The organism is Gemmobacter aquarius (genome assembly GCF_003060865.1).
Classification (GTDB): Bacteria; Pseudomonadota; Alphaproteobacteria; order Rhodobacterales; family Rhodobacteraceae; genus Paragemmobacter; species Paragemmobacter aquarius.
This window is the reverse complement of record NZ_CP028918.1, coordinates 1,654,967-1,673,262: the sequence shown is the minus strand read 5'-3', so window position 1 is coordinate 1,673,262 and position 18,296 is coordinate 1,654,967. Positions and strand designations below refer to the sequence as shown.

The window sequence follows — 18,296 nt, the reverse complement described above, 5'->3', positions numbered from 1 at the left end:
CCGGGGCTTGCCCTGTGCGGGGATACGCGCCTAAACATGGCGATCATGTCAGAACAAAATTCCCCCTCCGATACGCTCGCCAAGCAAAACGTTCTGGTCCTTGTCGCGGCGCAGGCCGTGATGGGCGCACAGATGCCGATGATCTTTACCATCGCGGGTCTTGCGGGGCAGAGCCTTGCGCCCAATGCCTGTTGGGCCACGCTGCCAATCAGCTTTGCGGTGATCGGCTCGATGCTGACGGCAACACCGCTTTCGGCGATCATGCAAAGATACGGGCGGCGCGTGGGCTTTGCTATCGGTGCCTTGGGCGGGGCTGCGGGCGGGGCGATCGGGGCTTACGGGCTGCTCACACAAAACTTCTGGCTTTTCGTGATCGCCGCCTTGTTCACCGGCATCTACATGTCTGCCCAAGGGTTCTACCGCTTTGCTGCTGCCGATACGGCATCGGACAGCTTTCGCCCGAAGGCAATTTCATGGGTCATGGCGGGGGGGCTGCTATCGGCCGTGGTCGGCCCGCAACTGGTCAAGGTGACGGCCGACGCGATGGTGGTGCCGTTCCTTGGCACCTATCTTGCGGTGATGGCGCTCAATCTCGGAGGTATTTTCCTCTTCGCGCTGCTCAAGATTCCCAAGCCAAAGCCACCGATCTTTGGCGAATCGACGGGGCGCACGCGCAGCCAGATGATCCGCACTCCGCGTATCGCGGTGGCGATGATCTGCGCGACCGTGTCCTATGCGTTGATGAATCTTGTGATGACCTCCTCGCCCTTGGCGGTGGTGGGCTGCGGTTTCACCAAGGGCAATGCCGCCGATGTGGTCACGGCCCATGTGCTGGCGATGTATGCGCCGTCGTTCTTTACCGGCCATCTGATCGCCCGTTTCGGGGCCGAGAAGATCGTGGCAGTGGGCCTGACCATTCTGGCAGGGGCCGGAGCGGTCGCGATGAGCGGGTTCGAGTTGACCAATTTCTTCGTTTCTCTGGCGCTTTTGGGTCTGGGCTGGAACTTTGGCTTCATCGGGGCCACGACAATGCTGACCGCCGAGCAGACGCCCGCGGAAAAGGGGCGTTTGCAGGGGTTGAACGATCTGGTGGTGTTCGGCGGGGTGACGATGGCCTCGTTCTCGTCGGGCGGGCTGATGAATTGCGCGGGCGGCACGGTGCATGCGGGCTGGCAGATGGTGAACCTTGCCATGCTGCCCTTCCTTGTGCTGGCGGGCGGTGCGCTGATCTGGCTGGCCCTGCGCCCTGCGGCGCGCCAAGCTTAAACCTGTTTGGTGAAAGCCGCGCGTAACAGGCTGAAACGGCGCTTGAATTCCGAAAGCGCAAGCGTGCCCTCGGCCACGCGCTGCGGCTGGCGTGCCGCCTGTTCCAACAGCGCCCGCGCCTGATATCCGGCAAAAAGCGCAGGTCTTGCGGTGATCGGGACCAGATGCCGCTTGGCGCGGTAGTCTGCGTAACGGGCAAGCCCTTTGCGTGCCAAGCCGGCAATCGCGGCGGGACGACCATCGACCATTGGCAGGCGACCCCGCTCTTCCAGCGCAGGCACGGCACGCAAGTAGGCCGCAAGGCCAGCAGCATAGCCAAGCGCGCGCACGGGCGCCTCGGCGGCGGCGGAAGCGCCAAGGGCAACGGCGGCGCACCACATCAGCCCCCCTGCGGTGTCATCCAGATAGGCGTCAAGGGCCGCTTCATCCTCGAACGGGTCGGAATAGACATCCCAGCGCCGCGCCTCGACCAGACGGTCGAGCACATCCAAGGGCAATCCCTTTTCGCGGATCAGCACGGCAAGCGGGCCTGCCACCTCATGCGCCCGCGTGACGCCCTGCCCCGCCTGTTCGACGATGTCGCGCCACCATTGCAGGCGCATCTCGGCGATCATCGCTTCCTTGGTCACCCAAGGCGCACGGGCAACTTCGAGGTTGAAGGCGTAAAGCACGAAAAGCGCAGGCCGCGCGGCCACGGGCGCTGCCATGGTCGCGGCGAAACGGTCGGGATCGCCGCGTTCTACAAGGGCGGCGCAGGCGTCGATACTCATGCAGGCTGCCCGTGGTCGCGGATCAGCTTCCACGTGATCGCATCGAGCAGCGCCTCGAAAGACGCGTCGACGATGTTGGCGCTGACCCCCACGGTCGACCAGCGGCGGCCTTGGCTGTCCTCGGAGTCGATGATCACGCGGGTGACGGCTTCGGTGCCGCCTTGGGTGATGCGGACCTTGAAATCGACCAGATGCATGTCGTCGATGCAGGCCTGATAGGGGCCGAGGTCTTTGGACAGCGCCTTGGCCAGCGCGTTGACGGGGCCACGGTCGGTGCCGGTCTCATCCATCGACTCGCTCACCGACAGCATCTTCGTCTCGCCGATCTTCACCACAACCACGGCTTCCGAAAGGCTGACGGTCTGGTTGTACTTGTTTTTGCGCCGCTCGACCGTGACGCGGTAACGCTTGACCTCGAAAAAGTTTGGCAACAGCCCCAGTTCGGCGCGGGCGACCAGTTCGAAACTGGCCTGCGCGCCGTCATAGGCATAGCCCTGATCCTCGCGTTCTTTCACCACGTCGAGGATGCGGCCAAGGCGCGGGTCCTTCGCATCGACCGTGATACCGGCGGCGGCCAGACGGGCGCGCAGGTTCGACTGGCCCGCCTGATTGCTCATCGGGATGATGCGTTCGTTACCGACCAGCGCGGGGTCGATGTGTTCATAGGTGGTCGGGTCTTTCAGGATCGCCGAGGCATGCAGCCCCGCCTTATGGGCAAAGGCCGAAGCGCCGACGTAAGGCGCCGACCGCAGCGGCACGCGGTTCAGGATGTCGTCAAGCTGGCGCGACACGCGCAACAGGCTGGACAGGGCTGCACGATCGATTCCGGTCGCAAAACGGCTGGCATAGGGGTCTTTCAGCAGAAGCGTCGGGATGATCGTCGTGAGGTTGGCATTGCCGCACCGCTCGCCCAAGCCGTTCAGCGTGCCCTGGATCTGGCGGCAACCAGCATCCACGGCAGCAAGCGAGTTGGCCACCGCATTGCCGGTGTCGTCATGGCAATGGATGCCCAATCTGCTCCCGGGGATGCCAGCGGCCACCACCTCGGCCACCACGCGGCCCACCTCGGCGGGCAAGGTGCCGCCATTGGTGTCGCACAAGACAATCCAACGGGCACCGGCATCGAGCGCCGCGCTCAGGCAGGTCAGCGCATAGGCGGGATCGGCGCGGTAGCCGTCGAAGAAGTGTTCGGCGTCGAACAGCGTCTCGCGCCCCTTGGCCACGCAATGGGCCACACTCGCGCGGATGGCTTCGACGTTTTCATCAAGCGTGCAGCCAAGGGCGGTGCGGACATGGAATTCATGCGCCTTGCCCACCAGACAGACCGCAGGCGTTCCGGCATCCAGCACGGCGGCCAGCACATCGTCATTCTCGGCCGACCGCCCGACCCGCTTGGTCATGCCAAAGGCGGTCATCGTGGCGCGGGTGCTGGCACGGGTGCCGAAGAACTCGCTATCGGTCGGGTTCGCCCCCGGCCAGCCGCCTTCGATGTAATCCACCCCCAAAGCATCCAGCGCCTTGGCGATCAGGTGCTTTTCCGGTGTGGAAAACTGCACGCCTTGGGTCTGCTGGCCATCGCGCAGCGTGGTGTCGAAAAGGTAGAGGCGTTCAGTCATGCTTCTCCTCCAACTCTTTGACAAATTGGAGGAATCTTTTTAATCGAACAGGTCGGGTTGTTGCACGAATTAACTCTGCATCCTTTCCAGAAAACCGCACCTCCACGCCAATTTTTTCCAAGTATTCCTTGAACGAGTCAATCTTCCTGAAATCCTTTTTTTCAATCGCCTCGGCTCGACTTTTCGCCAATAGCATCCTTACTTTCGGCAAATACGCACTCATTTTCTTTCGCCGAATCATATACTTCACTGTTTCTGCTTGACTCAGGTCGCTTCGATTAAAAGCGATATCCCAAGTGCGCTTCAACTTCTTAACATCAAACCCCAACAGGCGTTGAGAAACATAGATGCGCGCCCTTAATTCGTCTCTCGAAAGATAAGAGTAGCGCAACATCAATTCTTTCGAGTTTAGAAACTCAATAGCCTTCGGCGTATCAAGGTCGTCAGCCAGCGCGTCGACGACTTCCTTAAACGGCGCAACGCCGCGTGTTTTAATGGATAACCCTTCCACGCCATCCTGACCGATAAAATTGCAGAAACCATTAAGAATTGTTCGAGCTTGATTTCTGCGAGAAACGCTGTAATCCATCGGCTCCCTATAGTGAGAAAGGAGCAAAGCTAGGCGAACTTCACTTCCATTTCGCGGATGAAACTCCATCGATTCCGAAGTCGACTTAAGCAGATCCCGCACGGTAAAGAAGTTGCCAAGGCTCTTGGACATCTTCTTGCCCTCGACCTGCAACATCTCGTTGTGCATCCAGACCGATGCGAAACCGGCCTCGGGGTGGGCGCAGCAGCTTTGCGCCAGTTCGTTTTCGTGATGCGGGAATTGCAGGTCGATCCCGCCGCCGTGGATGTCGAAGGATGCCCCGAGCAATTCATAGCTCATGGCCGAGCATTCGATATGCCAGCCGGGGCGGCCCCTGCCCCAAGGGCTGTCCCATCCCGGGGTTTCGGCGTCCGAAGGCTTCCACAGCACGAAGTCCATCGGGTCTTCCTTGAAGGGGGCGACTTCGACCCTCGCGCCTGCGATCATGTCGTCGACCGACCGGCCCGACAGCGCGCCATAGGCGGCATAGGACCGCACGCGGAACAGCACATGGCCGTCTTTCGCATAGGCGTGGCCGCGCGCGATCAGCGTCTCGATCATCGCGATCATCGGCCCGATATAGGCGGTCGCGCAGGGTTCGTGGGTCGGGCGCAGCGCCCCGAGCGCGTCCATGTCGGCGTGATACCAGCCGATGGTTTCTTCGGTCCGTTCGGCGATCAGCTCTTCCAGCGTGCCCTTCGCCCCCGCCTTTTGCCGCGCAAGGGCGGTGGCGTTGATCTTGTCATCGACGTCGGTAAAGTTGCGAACATAGGTCACGTGATCCGCGCCATAGACATGGCGCAGCAGGCGGAAAAGCGTGTCGAACACCACCACGGGGCGGGCATTGCCAAGGTGGGCGCGGTCATAGACGGTGGGGCCGCAGACATACAGGCGCACGTTCTGGTCATCCAGCGGGCGGAAATCTTCCTTCCGGCGGGTCTTGGAATTGTACAGGCGGATCGTCGGGCGGATCGTCGGCATGGCTGGCCCCTTTGCAGTCATGCGCGCGGTCTAGCAACTTCGGTGCGGGTTGGAAATGCTATCCGTTGGCAAGGCTTGCGCTGCCGTGGCCGGCGTGGCCTTCTCGCGCCCGAAACGGGAGGCTGCGATGAACCACGATGATCTGCGCGACTGGTCGAAGCGGGCGGCGGATTGGGCGCATGGGTACCATGCGGGCCTGCGCGACCGGCCGGTGCGTGCGGCACTGGTGCCCGGTGCGATTGCAGCGCAGCTTCCCCCTACCCCGCCGGAACAGCCCGAGCCGATGGAGACGATCTTCGCCGATTTCGAGCGGATCATCCCCGACGGCATGACCCATTGGCAGCATCCGCGCTTCTTTGCCTATTTCCCTGCCAATGCCTCGCCCGCCTCGATGCTGGCCGAGCAACTGGCCAATGCCATCGCGGCACAGGGGATGCTGTGGCAAACCTCTCCGGCGGCGACCGAGGTGGAACAGGTGATGGTGCGCTGGCTGGCGCAGGGCCTGGGCCTGCCCGAGACGTTTACCGGCACGATCCATGACAGCGCGACAACGGCAACGCTTTCGGCGGTGCTGACACTGCGCGAGGCGGCTTTGGGCTGGGCTGGCCTGCAAGCGGGCCTGTCGGGCCAGCCGCGCCTGCGGATCTATGCCAGCGCCGAGACCCATTCGAGCGTGGACAAGGCGGTGCGGATCGCAGGGATCGGGCAGGAAAACCTTGTGAAGGTGCCGACCGACGGGCGCTTGTCGATGAAACCCGGTGCCTTGGCGGGGGCGATTGCGGCGGACCGTGCGGCGGGGTTCCTGCCTGCCGGTGTGGTGCTTTGTGCAGGCGGAACATCGGTGGGCGCATTCGACCGGATCGCCGATTGCATCGCGGTGGCGCGGGCCAATGACCTGCCGGTGCATGTCGATGCGGCTTGGGCGGGGTCGGCGATGATCTGCCCCGAGTTTCGCGCGCTTTGGCTAGGGATCGAGGGCGCGGATTCCATCGTGTTCAACCCGCATAAATGGCTGGGCGCGCAGTTCGATTGCGCGGTGCAGTTTCTGGCCGACCCCGCGCCGCAGATCCGGACGCTGGGCTTGCGGCCCACCTATCTGGAAACGGCGGGGCGCGAGGAGATCACCAATTTCAACGAATGGACCGTGCCGCTTGGTCGGCGGTTCCGGGCCCTGAAACTTTGGTTCACGCTGCGGGCTTACGGGATGGACGGCTTGCGCGGGCGTATCCGCAACCATGTGGCTTGGGCGCTTGACGCGCGCGATGCGCTGGCGGCGATAAACGGGGTCGAGATTGTCACCGAACCGTCGCTGTCGCTGTTCACCTTTGCGCTGGAAACCGATGCCGCGACCGAGGCGTTGCTGGCGCGGATCAACGATGACGGGCGGATTTACCTGACCCAGACGCGGCATCAGGGGCGCTACGTCATCCGTGTTCAGGTCGGGCAGTTCGATTGCACGCGCGACGATGTGATGATGATTCCGCAGGTGGTGGCTGAATTGATGTGAAACGGGCGGAGCTTTCGCCCCGCCCGTTCCCCGAAACACCCCGCAGGATCAGAAGCGAAAGTTGACCCGCGCCTGAACCGTGGTCATGTCGAAGTCCGCACCGTCGTTGTCGAAGTTGTGCTGGAGCACTTCGCCACCTACGCTCAGGCTGTCGGACAGCGCGTATTCCGCGCCCAGACCGGCGAAGCGGCCGTCGAGCGTTTCATCGCCCGACAGGGTGCCGCCGAAATCGGCCCCGACGCGCGTCATGCCAACGGTGCCGTAAGCCAGCCACTGGCCGAGGTCGATGCCGCCCATCAGTTTCAGGCTTGCCATGTTGTCGAAATTGGCATTGCCGATCGGGTCATCGGTGCTGATGTCGGTCAGGTCATAGGCCAGTTCCGCACCGGCAACAAAGGTGCCAAAGTCCATGCGGTAACCGGCGTGGACACCGCCAAGCAGACCGTCACCGCCAAGGTCGAGCGTGTTGTCGATGACGCTGTCGCCATTGACGCTGCCGTAGCCAAGCTGGGCACCGCCGTAAAAGCCGCCCCATTCGCCACCCTGTGCGGGCTGCATCATCGGTGCAGGGGTCGCCACGACAGCTTCATCGGCAACGATCACCGGACCACCGGCAAAGGCGGGTGCGGCGCCAAGAACGGCCACCGAAAGGATTGCGAGTTTCATCATACCTGTCTCCATTTGTTCCATCGGCAGCCCTCATAAAGGAGGTGGAGCTACCAGATGACACAGACCTGTCCGTTACCGGATCGGGAAACAATGGGGGCATTTCCCTACGCGCGCAGGGATGGGGATTTTGCGCGGAAACGCGCATGGCGTGGCGGGCGATCCGGCAAGGTTTCGCCTAACACTCTGATGAAGGTCAGGTTTTCGTGATGGCGCGGAACCTATGCACGTTCGGCAAGGTTCAACCATTCGGCTTCGGCGGCGGCGAGTGCGGTCTGGCGTTCGGCCAGCGCCTCTGTCGCTTTGCGAAACTTTGCGGGTTCCTTGGTGAACAGATCGGGGGCTGAAAGGTAATCGTTCAGCTTTGCGATCTCGGCCTCGGTGCGTTCGATCAGGGCGGGCAATTCGTCAAGCCGCTTGCGTTCGGTAAAGGTCAGCGCATCTGCCTTCGGGGCGGCAGGCTTTTCGGCGGGCTTGGCTTGGGGCGACGTTTTCAGCCCTTCGCGGGCTTCGGCCATCGCGGTAGGGCGTTGCTGGGCATAGTCCGACCAGCCACCCGGATAGACAGTGGCATGGCCGTTGCCTTCGAGTGCTACCGTGGCAGTCGCCACGCGGTCGATGAAATCGCGGTCGTGGCTGACCAGAAGCACGGTGCCATCGTAATCGCCAAGGATGTCTTGCAAAAGGTCGAGCGTTTCGACGTCGAGATCGTTGGTCGGTTCGTCGAGGATCAGCAGGTTCGACGGCCGCGCCATCAGCTTGGCCAGCAAAAGCCGCGCCTTTTCACCGCCGGAAAGCGACCGCACCGGCGCGCGGGCTTGCCGTTCGTCGAACAGGAAATCTTTCAGGTAAGCCACGACATGCTTGGGCACGCCGCGCACCATCACCTGATCCGAAGCGCCCGAAACCCGCATCGTCGGATCGCCGGTCAGGTTGTCCCAAAGCGTCGCCTCGGGGTCGAGCTGCGCGCGGCTCTGGTCGAAAACCGCGATTTCAAGGTTGGTGCCAAGCGTCACGGTGCCTTGGTCGGGTGCGACCTCGCCCACCAGCATTTTTAGCAGTGTGGTCTTGCCCACGCCGTTCGGACCGACAAAGGCCACGCGGTCGCCGCGCAGCACGCGCAGATCAAAGCCCTGCACGATGGTCTTTTCACCGAATGTCTTGAACAGGCCCTTGGCCTCGATCACGCGCTTGCCCGACGTGGTGCCCGATTCGAACTCCATTGCAGCCGTGCCTTGGCGGCGGATCATCGAGCCGCGTTCTTCACGCAGCACGGCCAGCGCCCGCACGCGGCCCTGATTTCGCTTGCGGCGGGCAGAGATGCCTTCGACGGCCCATTTCGCCTCGGCCTTGATCTTGCGCTCCAGCTTGTGGCGGGCGTCGTCTTCTTCGGCCCAGACGGTTTCGCGCCATTCCTCGAACCCGTCGAAGCCCGATTCGCGCCGCCGCACTTCGCCGCGGTCGATCCAGAGCGTGGCGCGGGTGAGCGCGCGCAGGAAGGCGCGGTCGTGCGATATCAGGACAAATGCGGTGCGCGTGCCCTTCAACTCGGCTTCCAGCCATTCGATGGCCTGAATGTCGAGGTGGTTGGTCGGTTCGTCCAGCAGCATCAACTCGGGCGCTTCGGCCAGCAGTTTGGCAAGCGCCGCGCGGCGGCGTTCGCCGCCCGATGCGGTGGCGACGGGCGTTTCGGGGGTGAATTTCAGCCCCTCGGCCACCATAGGGACGCGGTACGCCTCGCCGTCCGGCAACTGGCTGGCGGCGTAATCGCCCAAGGTTTCAAAGCCCGACAGATCCGGGTCTTGCTCCATATAGCCAACGGTCACGCCGGGTGGCACGACGCGCACGCCTTGGTCAGGTTCGACAAGACCCGCCATCACCTTCATCAGGGTGGATTTGCCCGACCCGTTACGCCCGACCAAGGCGACTCGGTCGCCGGGCTGGACCACAAGGTCGAGGTTGTCGAACACCGGATTGCCGCCGAAGGTCAGCGTGATGCCGGAAAGCTGGAGAAGGGGTGCGCGTGCCATGGCGGGGGGTTAGTCTGGCGCGGCGGGAAGGTCAATCACAGTGTCGGTGACGCTGTCGGCAAGGGCGCGCAGCAGGCGGGCGCGGGCGGGCGGGATGCGGGCGATCTCGACGCCGGTAAAGACATGCAGGGTTTGCAGGTCGCGGTCTATCACCGCATGGTCGCTGACCCATCCACCCATGGCCAGATAGGTCCGCAGAAGCGGTGGCAGGGCGGCAAGCGCGGCCTTGGGATCGTCGGGGTGATCTTGCGTCAGAGCGGGGTAATCAAGCACCTCGCCTTTGCGAAGGGGGGCGCTGGCCTCTGGGGCAAGGTGGTGGCGGGCAAGGCGGGCGAAGGCATCCAGATGCGGTGTCGGGTCGGTGCCGGAAAACGACGAACAGCCGAACAGGACCGAGACACCGCCCGCATCGACAAGCCGCGTCAGCCCCGCCCATGCAAGGCGCAGGATGTCGGGGTCATGCCAGTCGGGATGCAGGCAGAAGCGGCCAAGCTCCATCGCGGGGCCGGTCAGCCCGGCAAGGCGCGACAGGTCGTAGAAGCGGGCGGAATAGCTGGCCTCGATCCCTGCCATGTCGGGCAAGAGAAGGACGCGGAAGGCCGCGACCGTATCCGCGCCATGGGTCACGATGAAATGCCGGCAGGCGGGGTCGAGATCGTCGCGGTCGCTTCTGCCGTCGCGAAAACACAGCGCGCGAAGCGATTGTGCAGGGCCGTCGCGTTCACCGGCACATTCCGACAGGACGAACCGGCCCAGACGCAGCGGCGAAAGGATCGGGGGCGAAAGGATCGGGGAGGAGGGGATCGGGGGGGACTGGATCGGGGGCGCGGTCTGTGGCACGGAAAAGCGCCTCTCGTCACTTGGCGTTCGGGGTCTCGGGGATTAGATATGACGGCGAGACGGTGATGCCTGCAAGGGGTGTCGCCGCAGGACAAGGAACGGACCACGATGGACAAGGTGATCAAATCGGATGCCGAATGGCGCGCCGAATTGCCGGAACTCGCCTATAAGGTCACGCGCAAGCATGCGACCGAGCGGGCCTTTACCCATGACAACTTCCCCAAGGAGGCAGGGACGTTCTTTTGCGTCTGCTGTGGTGCGCCCCTGTTCGAAAGCCGCACCAAATTCGACAGCGGCACCGGCTGGCCCAGCTTTTACGCCCCACTCGACCCCGAGATGGTGGCCGAGCAGGAAGACCGCACGCTCTGGATGCGCCGCACCGAAGTGCATTGCAACCGCTGCGAGGCGCATCTGGGCCACGTGTTCCCCGACGGCCCTGCCCCGACCGGACTGCGCTATTGCATCAACGGGGTCGCGCTGAAGTTCGAACCCGAAGCCTAGGCCCCCCGTTCTAAGCCCCGCCTTCCAGATAATCGCCCACATAGACCTCGCGCAGCAACACAAGCGTGATCGCGGCAAGGGGCGAGGCGATGGCAAGGCCGAAGACGCCATAAAGGCTGCCCATCAAAAGCTGCGCGCCCAGCACCAGCGCGGGCGGCAGCGACACCTGTTTTTGTTCGACGATGGGGGTCAGGCCATAGGTCTCGATCGTCTGGACGGCGATGTAGATGCCCGCGACGATGGCGACCGAATGGCCGCCCTGCACCGCCGCCAGCATCATCGCAGGCACGGCGGCCAGCACGGGGCCAAGGTTGGGAATGAACCCCAGAAGCGCCGAGATGAAACCAAGCGCCGGGGCAAGCGGAATGCCCGCCGCCCACAGGCCAAGCGTGGTCAGAACCCCGACCACGGCCATCGAAAACAGCCGCGCCAGAATCCAGCCCCGCAGCGTTTGCGCCAATTCGTCCAGCACCTGATTTGCGCGGGGGCGGATTTCGGGGGAAAGCAGGCTGACAAGGCCGTTGCGATAAAGCTGCGGGTCCAGGGCCGCGTAAAGGCCGACGAAGCCAAGGACGACGAAGCCGCCGATTGCCGCAAGCCCGCTGGCAAGGCCGGTCGAAACCGTGCTTGCGGCCGTGCCTCCGGGAAGCTCTGACGGAACAACGGCGTCAAGCGCCCGGTTCAGCCAGCCCACGGATTCGATGCGTTGGCGCAGCGATTGGAACGCCTCGGGCAGTTTGGTGGACAGCTCGTCGATCTGGTCGGAAATGGCGGGGGCAAAGGCCAGCGACAGGGCAACCATGGTCACAAGCAGGGCAAGGATGAACAGACCGACAGCCGCCTTGTCACCGACCGGCAGATGACGCGAAAGCAAGCTGCCGCCCCCGCGCAGGAAAAGCGCAAGCAGCACGGCTGCGACCAGCACAAACAGGACCGTCGGCGCGACGATAAGCAGGACAAGCGTTGCAATACCCAACACCGTCAAGGAAACCTGCGAGCGGGTCATCCGCACCCCGTTTGAAATCCGGGGTAACGATGCCCCTGCCCTGCCAAACGGCGCGGGGCGGGCGAGGGTTCCGCTTATTGAGCGCCGATGATGCCCGGCCCGATGCGACCGAAACTGCCCAGAAGCTGGCTGATGAACCCGATGCCCTTGATGTTGGATTCGGTGACACGGCGCGACAAAGGCACGACCTTGCCGCGTTCCAGCCCGAATCGCTCGACATTCGCGACGGTGCCGCTTTCCGTAAAGGTCACGGCCACGACCTGACGGTCGATCTCTTTCGGCTCGAAAGCGCCGCGATAGGAGAAACGACTTTGCACGTAGAACCAGCCCACATCGTTCAGCAGGCCCGAAGTTGTGGGGCGGCCGATCTTTGCGTCGACCTGATCGCGGGTGTCGCCGATGCTGACGGCGGCAAGCTCCTCGTCGGTCGGAACGTAGCCGTGGTTGCGGTAAAGCGTGGTGCAGGCGGTTACGACAACCAGCACAAGGCCGACCAGTGCGACCCGCAGGCCCCGCTTTGCCGAATTGAAACCCATCCCCATCCCCATCGCTTTTTCGCCCCGACTTGTCACGCGCCCGAAAGACACGCTATTGCCCAACCCAAGGAGGCCCAAGCAGCGCTTGCTCTTGGCTTACAGACAACAAGCCCGCTGTTCAAGAATGGAACGGGGCCCAAGGGGCAGAGTTGCACGCCACGCCCGAAGGCAAAAAGGATATGGACATGACAGACGCAGCACAGACACCGGCCCCCGCGCTGTCGCATCCCTTGCGCGTGGCGGCCCTGCCGAACCGCAAGCCGACGCGGTTCGATCTGCGCCCCGATGCGGCGGTGCGGGCGGCGATGGCGGTGGAACTGGGGATAAACGCCATCCCCGCGTTTCGTTTCCGGGGCGAGTTGCGGGCCGCAGGGCGCAGCAACTTCACGCTCGAAGCCGAGATGGAGGCGACGGTAGACCAGCCCTGTTCGATCACGCTGGTCCCCGTGGTGACACCGCTGCGCGATGCGGTGAAGCGCCATTACGATGCCGATTTCATCTATCCCGACGCCGAAGAGGCCGAGATGCCCGAAGATGACACCAAAGAACCCCTGCCCGAGGTGATCGACCTTGGGCTTGTGGCGATGGAGGCGCTGGCGCTGGCGCTGCCGCTTTATCCGCGTGCGCCGGGCGTGGAACTGGGCGAGGCGGTCTTCACCGCCCCCGGTGCAGCACCCTTGCGCGACGAGGATCTTCGCCCCTTTGCCGGTCTGGCGGCGTTGAAGGACCGTCTTGGCGGCGGCGACACCGATGCGTGATGGCCGTTTGAGCCCATCGCGCAGGAAGGCAATAAAGGGGCTTGCGCCCGTGCCAAATCCCGCTATTTTCCGCGCCTCGTTCGATGGCTGGAACACGCTGGGGATTTGCCCGGCAAACCACTGATCGCAAAGTAAAATCCAGGGGCATGTCCCCGCTACCCGAGGTTGAGACATGGCTGTCCCTCAGAACCGAGTCACCCGTTCGCGCCGCAACATGCGCCGCTCGCACGACTCTTTGGTCGCCGGCAATCCGCAGGAATGCTCGAACTGTGGCGATCTGAAGCGCCCGCACCACGTTTGCCCGGCGTGCGGTCATTACGATGCCCGCGAAATCGTCGCCGTGACGAAAGACGTCGATCTGGACGAGGACGCGGCGTAAGCCGCCTCTGACCCCGCGTCGCATTATGGCCAACGGACACCTTCCGGAAACCGATACTGCGGCGCAGATGGCTTCTATTGTCATTTCGGTCGATGCCATGGGCGGAGATCGCGGACCGGCAGCGGTGGTTGCCGGTCTTGTTCTGTCTGTTGCGGCCTTTCCCAAGATTGCCTTCCTTTTGCATGGCAACGAGTCCGAACTTGGCCCGATGATCGCGCGCGAACCTGCCTTGGCGGGTCGTGTGACGTTGTGCCATGCCGCGCGCGTTGTGACGATGCACGACAAGCCCGCGCAGGTGATGCGCAACGGCGAAGGCACGTCGATGTGGTCGACCATCGAAAGCGTCAAGCGCGGCGATGCGACCGTGGCGGTGTCTTGCGGCAATACCGGCGCGCTCATGGCGGTTTCGATGATCCGGCTGCGCCGTCTGCCGGGCATCAAACGCCCGGCGATCGCCAGTTTCTGGCCCAGCCGCAACCCCACGGGCTTTAATGTCATGCTCGACATGGGGGCCGACATAAAGGCCGACACCGACGATCTGGTGCAATACGCAACGATGGGGGCAAGCTATGCCCGCAACGGGCTGAAACTGGCCCGCCCGCGCGTGGGATTGCTGAACGTCGGCACCGAAGAACATAAAGGCGGCGCCGAGTTGAAAGAGGCGCATGACCGGCTGGTCGCGTTCCAGCACACCGGCGATTTCGAATATGTCGGCTTTGTCGAAGGCAGCGATATTCCGTCGGACCGGGTCGATGTGATCGTGACCGACGGCTTTACAGGCAATATCGCGCTGAAAACCGGCGAGGGCGTGGCCAAACTTGTGGCCGATTTCCTGCGGCAGGAGTTCAACGCCTCGCTCTGGTCGAAGCTGGCGGCGATTATGGCACTGGGAACCCTGAAACGGCTGCAAAAGCGGATCGATCCGCGCCGCGCCAATGGCGGGGTGTTCCTTGGCCTGAACGGCACGGTGGTGAAATCGCACGGTTCGGCCGATGCGACGGGCGTGGCGGCAGCGATCCGGCTGGCCTATCAACTGGCCGAGTCGGGCTTTCTGGAACGGTTGGCGGCGCGGGTTGCGTCGGCCGAACAGGCGGGGCAGGATGCCGCCGCAAAGGGCGCCCCTGCGGGGGCAGAGGGCGGGACCACCGAATGACGATACGCGCCGTTGTCGCAGGCGTCGGGCATTATCTGCCCGAAAGGCTGGTTCCGAATTCCGAACTGGAATCACTGGTCGAAACCACCGACGAATGGATCCGGTCGCGGTCGGGAATCGAGCGGCGGCATTTCGCAGCCGAAGGCCAGACGACATCCGACCTCGGCACACGGGCGGCGCAGGCGGCTTTGGCGGATGCGGGGCTGGTGGCCGACGATATCGACGCGATCATCCTTGCCACCTCGACCGCCGACCTGACGTTTCCTTCGGCGGCCACGATGATTCAGGCCAATATCGGCATGACGCGGGGTTTTGCCTTTGACGTGCAGGCGGTTTGCGCCGGATTCGTTTTCGCCATGGCCAATGCGAATGCGCTGATCCTGTCGGGTCAGGCGGAACGGGTGCTGGTGATCGGCGCCGAAACCTTCTCGAAGCTGATGGATTGGAGCGACCGTTCCACCTGCGTGCTGTTCGGTGACGGGGCCGGTGCGGTTGTGCTGGAAAAGGCTGTCGGAGACGGCACGACCGCAGACCGCGGCATTCTTGCGACCGACCTGCATTCCGACGGACGGCAAAAGGACATCCTTTACGTCGATGGTGGCGTGTCGACCGGCACGACCGGGCACTTGCGGATGCAGGGCAAGGAAGTTTTCCGCCATGCCGTTGAAAAGCTTGCAGAAACTGCCCATGCCGCGCTCGACAAGATCGGGCTTACGGGGGGCGATGTCGACTGGATCGTGCCGCATCAGGCCAATATCCGCATCATCGAAGGCACCGCAAAACGCATGCAGGTGCCGATGGACCGCGTGGTTGTGACGGTGCAGGACCACGGCAACACGTCAGCCGCATCGATCCCGCTGGCGCTTTCGGTGGGCAAGCAGCGTGGCCAGATCAAGCGCGGCGATCTGTTGGTAACCGAAGCCATCGGTGGCGGACTGGCCTGGGGATCGGTCGTTATCCGCTGGTAAGCCTTGGCTGAAAACAGCCCGCCAAGTGGTTGATATTGACTTGAGAAATGAAACCGCACATCCTTTGGTCTTAACCTCGGGGAGTGGCGGTGATGAGCGAGAAGACTCTGACGCGGATGGATCTGAGCGAAGCGGTGTTCCGCGAGGTCGGTCTGTCGCGCAACGAAAGTGCGGCGCTGGTGGAAAGCGTGCTGCAACACATGTCCGAGGCACTGGCTTCGGGCGACACGGTCAAGATTTCCTCGTTCGGCACCTTTTCGGTGCGTGACAAGACGGCCCGGGTCGGCCGCAACCCCAAGACGGGGGACGAGGTGCCGATCAGCCCGCGCCGCGTGCTGAGCTTTCGCCCGTCGCATCTGATGAAGGACCGGGTGGCAGCCGGGTCGAAGAAGTAAGGAACGAACGCGCGGATGGAAAAGTCAGCCGACGCCTTCCGCACCATCAGCGAGGTGGCCGAGCAACTCGACACGCCCGCCCATGTGCTGCGGTTCTGGGAAAGCCGGTTTCCGCAGGTCCGGCCGGTGAAACGGGCGGGCGGACGGCGGTATTACCGGCCCGCCGATGTGGCCCTGCTCGCGGGGATCAAGCGGCTTTTGCATGACGAAGGGGTCACGATCCGTGGCGTTCAGAAGATCTTGCGCGAACAGGGCGTCCGGCATGTTGCGACACTGGGCGGCTTGACCGCCCTGCCCCAGCCCGAGGCTGATATCGAAGCCGTGCTTGCGCGCGCGCTCGGCCCTGCGACAGACCCCGAACCGGTGGCCGAGGTGGCCGAAGTTCAGACCGCACAGGTGATTTCGCTGGAAGCGGCCCTTGCCCGCGCCGAGGGGCGGTCGGCGCAGATTCCGCTCGATCTGGGGGCCGTAGAGGAAGATGCGCCCGAAGCCCCCTTTGTCGAAGCCGACGAAGCCCCCCTGCCCGAACCGGTGATGCTGCATGGCCCCGATCGTGGCGCAATTGCCGGCCAAGACGCCCCGCGAGAAGATGACGGCAGCACTGCAGCCGGAAACACGGCATCGGACCGCTATGACGAATCGGGCGATGACACCGCAGACGAGTCACCTGACGAACCGGGCCATACCCTTGAAAGTCATGGCGAAAGCAGCGTCATGATGCGGCTCCGCATGGTCGCCCCGCAGGATGTGGCCCATCGCAGCGCCGAGCTTGCCGCCCTGCGCGAGCGGATGCTCGACCTGCGGGCACGGCTTGCAAAGGGCGTACGCCGCAGGTCGCGGTGATTGTCTTTGCCATGCGCTTTCCCGCTTGCCCCTGCCCGGAAAAGCGGTATGAAGACGCCGTGTCGGGCCGTGGCGCAGCCTGGTTAGCGCGTCCGTCTGGGGGGCGGAAGGTCGAGAGTTCGAATCTCTCCGGCCCGACCAACACCGAAACCGCCCGCCTGCCAACCGGCAGCGCGGGCGGTTCCGTTTTCAGACCTTGGAGTGTGACATGGTGACGACTGGCGTGCTTCCGGGTCAAGCGATCCGCGCTATGGTGGCGGCGGGCTCGATCACCTCTGCCCAACCGGTGACCGAAGCGCAGGTGCAGCCTGCCAGCCTCGATCTGCGTCTTGGAACCATCGCCTACCGTGTGCGGGCGTCCTTCCTTGCCGGACAGGGGCGCACGGTGGCCGAACGGCTTGCCGAATTCGAGATGCACAGGGTCGATCTGACCCAAGGCGCGGTGCTGGAAAAGGGCTGCGTCTATGTGATTCCGCTGATGGAAGGGTTGGCCCTGCCCCAAGGCATCACAGCGGTCGCCAATGCCAAATCCTCGACCGGACGGCTTGACCTCTTGACCCGCACGATCACCGATGGCGGCACGGAATTCGACCGGATCGCGGCGGGCTACACCGGCCCGCTTTATGCCGAGGTCTGCCCGCGCAGTTTTTCGGTGCTGGTGCGCCCGGGCATGCGGCTGAACCAGATCCGCTTCCGCAAAGGGCAAGCGGTGGTCACCGACGCAGAACTGGCCGCACTCCATGCGCGCGAAAGACTGGTGTCGGGCGAGGCGGTGATTTCCGACGGCTTGGGCTTTTCGGTCGATCTGCGGCCCGAAAGCGGTGATCTGGTCGGCTACCGCGCCAAACCGCATACCGGGGTGATCGACCTTGACCGGATCGGCCATTACGCGGCGCCCGAGTTCTGGGAGGAAATCCGCACCACCGAAGGGCGCATCATCCTCGACCCCGGCGCGTTCTACATTCTGGTCAGCCGCGAGGCCGTGACGATCCCGCCCGATTACGCCGCCGAAATGGCGCCCTATCTGGCGATGGTGGGCGAATTCCGCGTGCATTATGCAGGCTTCTTCGACCCCGGTTTCGGCCATGCCGAGGCGGGCGGCGCCGGATCGCGCGGGGTGCTGGAAGTGCGCTGCCACGAAGCGCCCTTCGTGCTGGAACACGGGCAGATCGTGGGGCGGCTGGTTTACGAACACATGGCGGCACGCCCCGACACGTTATACGGGCGCGAGATCAAATCGAACTATCAGGGCCAAGGCCTGAAACTGGCCAAACAGTTCAGATAGGCCGACCAGCCCGACCGATTACCACAGCTTGCGGCCGATCCGCATGGTCTGGCGCAGGCGCTTTGCCGCGTCCTTGCCCTGCGCCTTTTGGCCCGGTGTGCGGCTATCAGGCCCGCCGAAACGGTTGAAACCGGCATCGACGCCCCGCGTGACCAGGCGGCGCAGGATGGGGTTGATGATCATCATCAGCAGGCGTTGCAGGGTCAT

At 63.7% G+C, this 18,296-nt stretch carries 19 protein-coding genes and 1 tRNA gene; 11 read left to right on the top strand and 9 right to left on the bottom strand.

Translation table 11 applies throughout. The annotated features are described in order from the left end of the window. The first annotated feature begins 36 nt into the window (after positions 1 to 36). The gene (locus HYN69_RS08035) at positions 37 to 1,266 is read left to right on the top strand and encodes an MFS transporter (protein ID WP_407925250.1); all 1,230 of its coding nucleotides are present in this window, start codon (positions 37 to 39) and stop codon (positions 1,264 to 1,266) included. On the opposite strand, the gene HYN69_RS08030 is transcribed toward HYN69_RS08035, so the two are convergent. The 3 genes from HYN69_RS08030 to cysS are packed head-to-tail and all read right to left on the bottom strand — an operon-like array spanning position 1,263 to position 5,222. Continuing rightward, entirely contained in the window at positions 1,263 to 2,036 is a 774-nt protein-coding gene (locus tag HYN69_RS08030) for a squalene/phytoene synthase family protein (protein WP_108435283.1), read from the bottom strand. The genes HYN69_RS08035 and HYN69_RS08030 overlap by 4 nt on opposite strands. Continuing rightward, complete coding sequence (gene cimA, locus HYN69_RS08025) at positions 2,033 to 3,652, bottom strand: citramalate synthase (RefSeq protein ID WP_108435282.1); 1,620 nt, start codon at positions 3,650 to 3,652, stop codon at positions 2,033 to 2,035. Before cimA ends, HYN69_RS08030 begins: the two co-directional genes overlap by 4 nt. Next, positions 3,645 to 5,222, bottom strand: coding sequence for a cysteine--tRNA ligase (gene cysS, locus HYN69_RS08020; RefSeq protein ID WP_108435281.1), 1,578 nt, complete (start codon positions 5,220 to 5,222; stop codon positions 3,645 to 3,647). Before cysS ends, cimA begins: the two co-directional genes overlap by 8 nt. 127 nt (positions 5,223 to 5,349) lie before the next feature. On the opposite strand from cysS, the gene HYN69_RS08015 reads away from it, so the two are divergent. Beyond that, entirely contained in the window at positions 5,350 to 6,729 is a 1,380-nt protein-coding gene (locus HYN69_RS08015) for a pyridoxal phosphate-dependent decarboxylase family protein (protein ID WP_108437098.1), read from the top strand. A 48-nt stretch (positions 6,730 to 6,777) separates the two neighbouring features. On the opposite strand, the gene HYN69_RS08010 is transcribed toward HYN69_RS08015, so the two are convergent. The 3 genes from HYN69_RS08010 to HYN69_RS08000 form a co-directional block, all read right to left on the bottom strand. Next, entirely contained in the window at positions 6,778 to 7,398 is a 621-nt protein-coding gene (locus HYN69_RS08010) for an outer membrane protein (protein WP_108435280.1), read from the bottom strand. 218 nt (positions 7,399 to 7,616) lie between these two features. Continuing rightward, on the bottom strand, positions 7,617 to 9,425 hold the full coding sequence (locus tag HYN69_RS08005; RefSeq protein ID WP_108435279.1) for an ABC-F family ATP-binding cassette domain-containing protein: 1,809 nt from the start codon (positions 9,423 to 9,425) through the stop codon (positions 7,617 to 7,619). Positions 9,426 to 9,434: 9 nt separating this feature from the next. Further along, positions 9,435 to 10,265, bottom strand: coding sequence for a GNAT family N-acetyltransferase (locus tag HYN69_RS08000; RefSeq protein ID WP_230426528.1), 831 nt, complete (start codon positions 10,263 to 10,265; stop codon positions 9,435 to 9,437). A 108-nt stretch (positions 10,266 to 10,373) separates the two neighbouring features. On the opposite strand from HYN69_RS08000, the gene msrB reads away from it, so the two are divergent. Further along, entirely contained in the window at positions 10,374 to 10,766 is a 393-nt protein-coding gene (gene msrB, locus HYN69_RS07995) for a peptide-methionine (R)-S-oxide reductase MsrB (protein WP_108437096.1), read from the top strand. Positions 10,767 to 10,776: 10 nt separating this feature from the next. Here the strand turns inward: msrB and HYN69_RS07990 are convergent, their stop codons facing one another. Then, entirely contained in the window at positions 10,777 to 11,772 is a 996-nt protein-coding gene (locus HYN69_RS07990; RefSeq protein WP_108435278.1) for an AI-2E family transporter, read from the bottom strand. Positions 11,773 to 11,846: 74 nt separating this feature from the next. Continuing rightward, positions 11,847 to 12,308: an outer membrane protein assembly factor BamE gene (locus HYN69_RS07985; protein WP_108437095.1), complete on the bottom strand. Its 462-nt coding sequence runs from the start codon at positions 12,306 to 12,308 to the stop codon at positions 11,847 to 11,849. 185 nt (positions 12,309 to 12,493) lie between these two features. On the opposite strand from HYN69_RS07985, the gene HYN69_RS07980 reads away from it, so the two are divergent. The 8 genes from HYN69_RS07980 (at position 12,494) to HYN69_RS07945 (ending at position 18,089) form a co-directional block, all read left to right on the top strand. Beyond that, positions 12,494 to 13,066, top strand: coding sequence for a YceD family protein (locus tag HYN69_RS07980; RefSeq protein WP_108437094.1), 573 nt, complete (start codon positions 12,494 to 12,496; stop codon positions 13,064 to 13,066). A gap of 172 nt (positions 13,067 to 13,238) precedes the next feature. Further along, complete coding sequence (rpmF, locus tag HYN69_RS07975; RefSeq protein ID WP_108435277.1) at positions 13,239 to 13,445, top strand: 50S ribosomal protein L32; 207 nt, start codon at positions 13,239 to 13,241, stop codon at positions 13,443 to 13,445. Between the two features lie 25 nt (positions 13,446 to 13,470). Continuing rightward, positions 13,471 to 14,598, top strand: coding sequence for a phosphate acyltransferase PlsX (plsX, locus tag HYN69_RS07970; protein WP_108435276.1), 1,128 nt, complete (start codon positions 13,471 to 13,473; stop codon positions 14,596 to 14,598). Then, on the top strand, positions 14,595 to 15,566 hold the full coding sequence (locus tag HYN69_RS07965) for a beta-ketoacyl-ACP synthase III (RefSeq protein ID WP_108435275.1): 972 nt from the start codon (positions 14,595 to 14,597) through the stop codon (positions 15,564 to 15,566). Before plsX ends, HYN69_RS07965 begins: the two co-directional genes overlap by 4 nt. Before the next feature lie 92 nt (positions 15,567 to 15,658). Then, a complete protein-coding gene (ihfA, locus tag HYN69_RS07960) occupies positions 15,659 to 15,961 on the top strand; it encodes an integration host factor subunit alpha (protein WP_108437093.1) in 303 nt (100 codons plus the stop codon). Positions 15,962 to 15,976: 15 nt separating this feature from the next. Beyond that, on the top strand, positions 15,977 to 16,804 hold the full coding sequence (locus HYN69_RS07955; RefSeq protein WP_108435274.1) for a MerR family transcriptional regulator: 828 nt from the start codon (positions 15,977 to 15,979) through the stop codon (positions 16,802 to 16,804). 63 nt (positions 16,805 to 16,867) lie between these two features. Then, positions 16,868 to 16,945: transfer RNA gene (locus tag HYN69_RS07950), tRNA-Pro, on the top strand. A gap of 67 nt (positions 16,946 to 17,012) precedes the next feature. Continuing rightward, entirely contained in the window at positions 17,013 to 18,089 is a 1,077-nt protein-coding gene (locus HYN69_RS07945; RefSeq protein ID WP_108435273.1) for a 2'-deoxycytidine 5'-triphosphate deaminase, read from the top strand. 18 nt (positions 18,090 to 18,107) lie between these two features. Here HYN69_RS07945 and HYN69_RS07940 read toward each other — a convergent pair whose 3' ends face one another. Next, on the bottom strand, positions 18,108 to 18,296 hold the full coding sequence (locus tag HYN69_RS07940) for a hypothetical protein (protein WP_108435272.1): 189 nt from the start codon (positions 18,294 to 18,296) through the stop codon (positions 18,108 to 18,110).

Coding starts and splice junctions, on each gene's coding strand:
- HYN69_RS08005 (WP_108435279.1), bottom strand. CDS start 9,425: ATGGCACGCGCACCCCTTCTCCAGCTTTCCGGCATCACGCTGACCTTC.
- HYN69_RS07940 (WP_108435272.1), bottom strand. CDS start 18,296: ATGACCCTGCAACGCCTGCTGATGATGATCATCAACCCCATCCTGCGC.
- HYN69_RS07990 (WP_108435278.1), bottom strand. CDS start 11,772: ATGACCCGCTCGCAGGTTTCCTTGACGGTGTTGGGTATTGCAACGCTT.
- cimA (WP_108435282.1), bottom strand. CDS start 3,652: ATGACTGAACGCCTCTACCTTTTCGACACCACGCTGCGCGATGGCCAG.
- HYN69_RS08010 (WP_108435280.1), bottom strand. CDS start 7,398: ATGATGAAACTCGCAATCCTTTCGGTGGCCGTTCTTGGCGCCGCACCC.
- HYN69_RS08035 (WP_407925250.1), top strand. CDS start 37: ATGGCGATCATGTCAGAACAAAATTCCCCCTCCGATACGCTCGCCAAG.
- HYN69_RS08030 (WP_108435283.1), bottom strand. CDS start 2,036: ATGAGTATCGACGCCTGCGCCGCCCTTGTAGAACGCGGCGATCCCGAC.
- rpmF (WP_108435277.1), top strand. CDS start 13,239: ATGGCTGTCCCTCAGAACCGAGTCACCCGTTCGCGCCGCAACATGCGC.
- plsX (WP_108435276.1), top strand. CDS start 13,471: ATGGCCAACGGACACCTTCCGGAAACCGATACTGCGGCGCAGATGGCT.
- cysS (WP_108435281.1), bottom strand. CDS start 5,222: ATGCCGACGATCCGCCCGACGATCCGCCTGTACAATTCCAAGACCCGC.
- HYN69_RS07945 (WP_108435273.1), top strand. CDS start 17,013: ATGGTGACGACTGGCGTGCTTCCGGGTCAAGCGATCCGCGCTATGGTG.
- HYN69_RS07980 (WP_108437094.1), top strand. CDS start 12,494: ATGACAGACGCAGCACAGACACCGGCCCCCGCGCTGTCGCATCCCTTG.
- HYN69_RS08015 (WP_108437098.1), top strand. CDS start 5,350: ATGAACCACGATGATCTGCGCGACTGGTCGAAGCGGGCGGCGGATTGG.
- msrB (WP_108437096.1), top strand. CDS start 10,374: ATGGACAAGGTGATCAAATCGGATGCCGAATGGCGCGCCGAATTGCCG.
- HYN69_RS07965 (WP_108435275.1), top strand. CDS start 14,595: ATGACGATACGCGCCGTTGTCGCAGGCGTCGGGCATTATCTGCCCGAA.
- ihfA (WP_108437093.1), top strand. CDS start 15,659: ATGAGCGAGAAGACTCTGACGCGGATGGATCTGAGCGAAGCGGTGTTC.
- HYN69_RS07985 (WP_108437095.1), bottom strand. CDS start 12,308: ATGGGTTTCAATTCGGCAAAGCGGGGCCTGCGGGTCGCACTGGTCGGC.
- HYN69_RS07955 (WP_108435274.1), top strand. CDS start 15,977: ATGGAAAAGTCAGCCGACGCCTTCCGCACCATCAGCGAGGTGGCCGAG.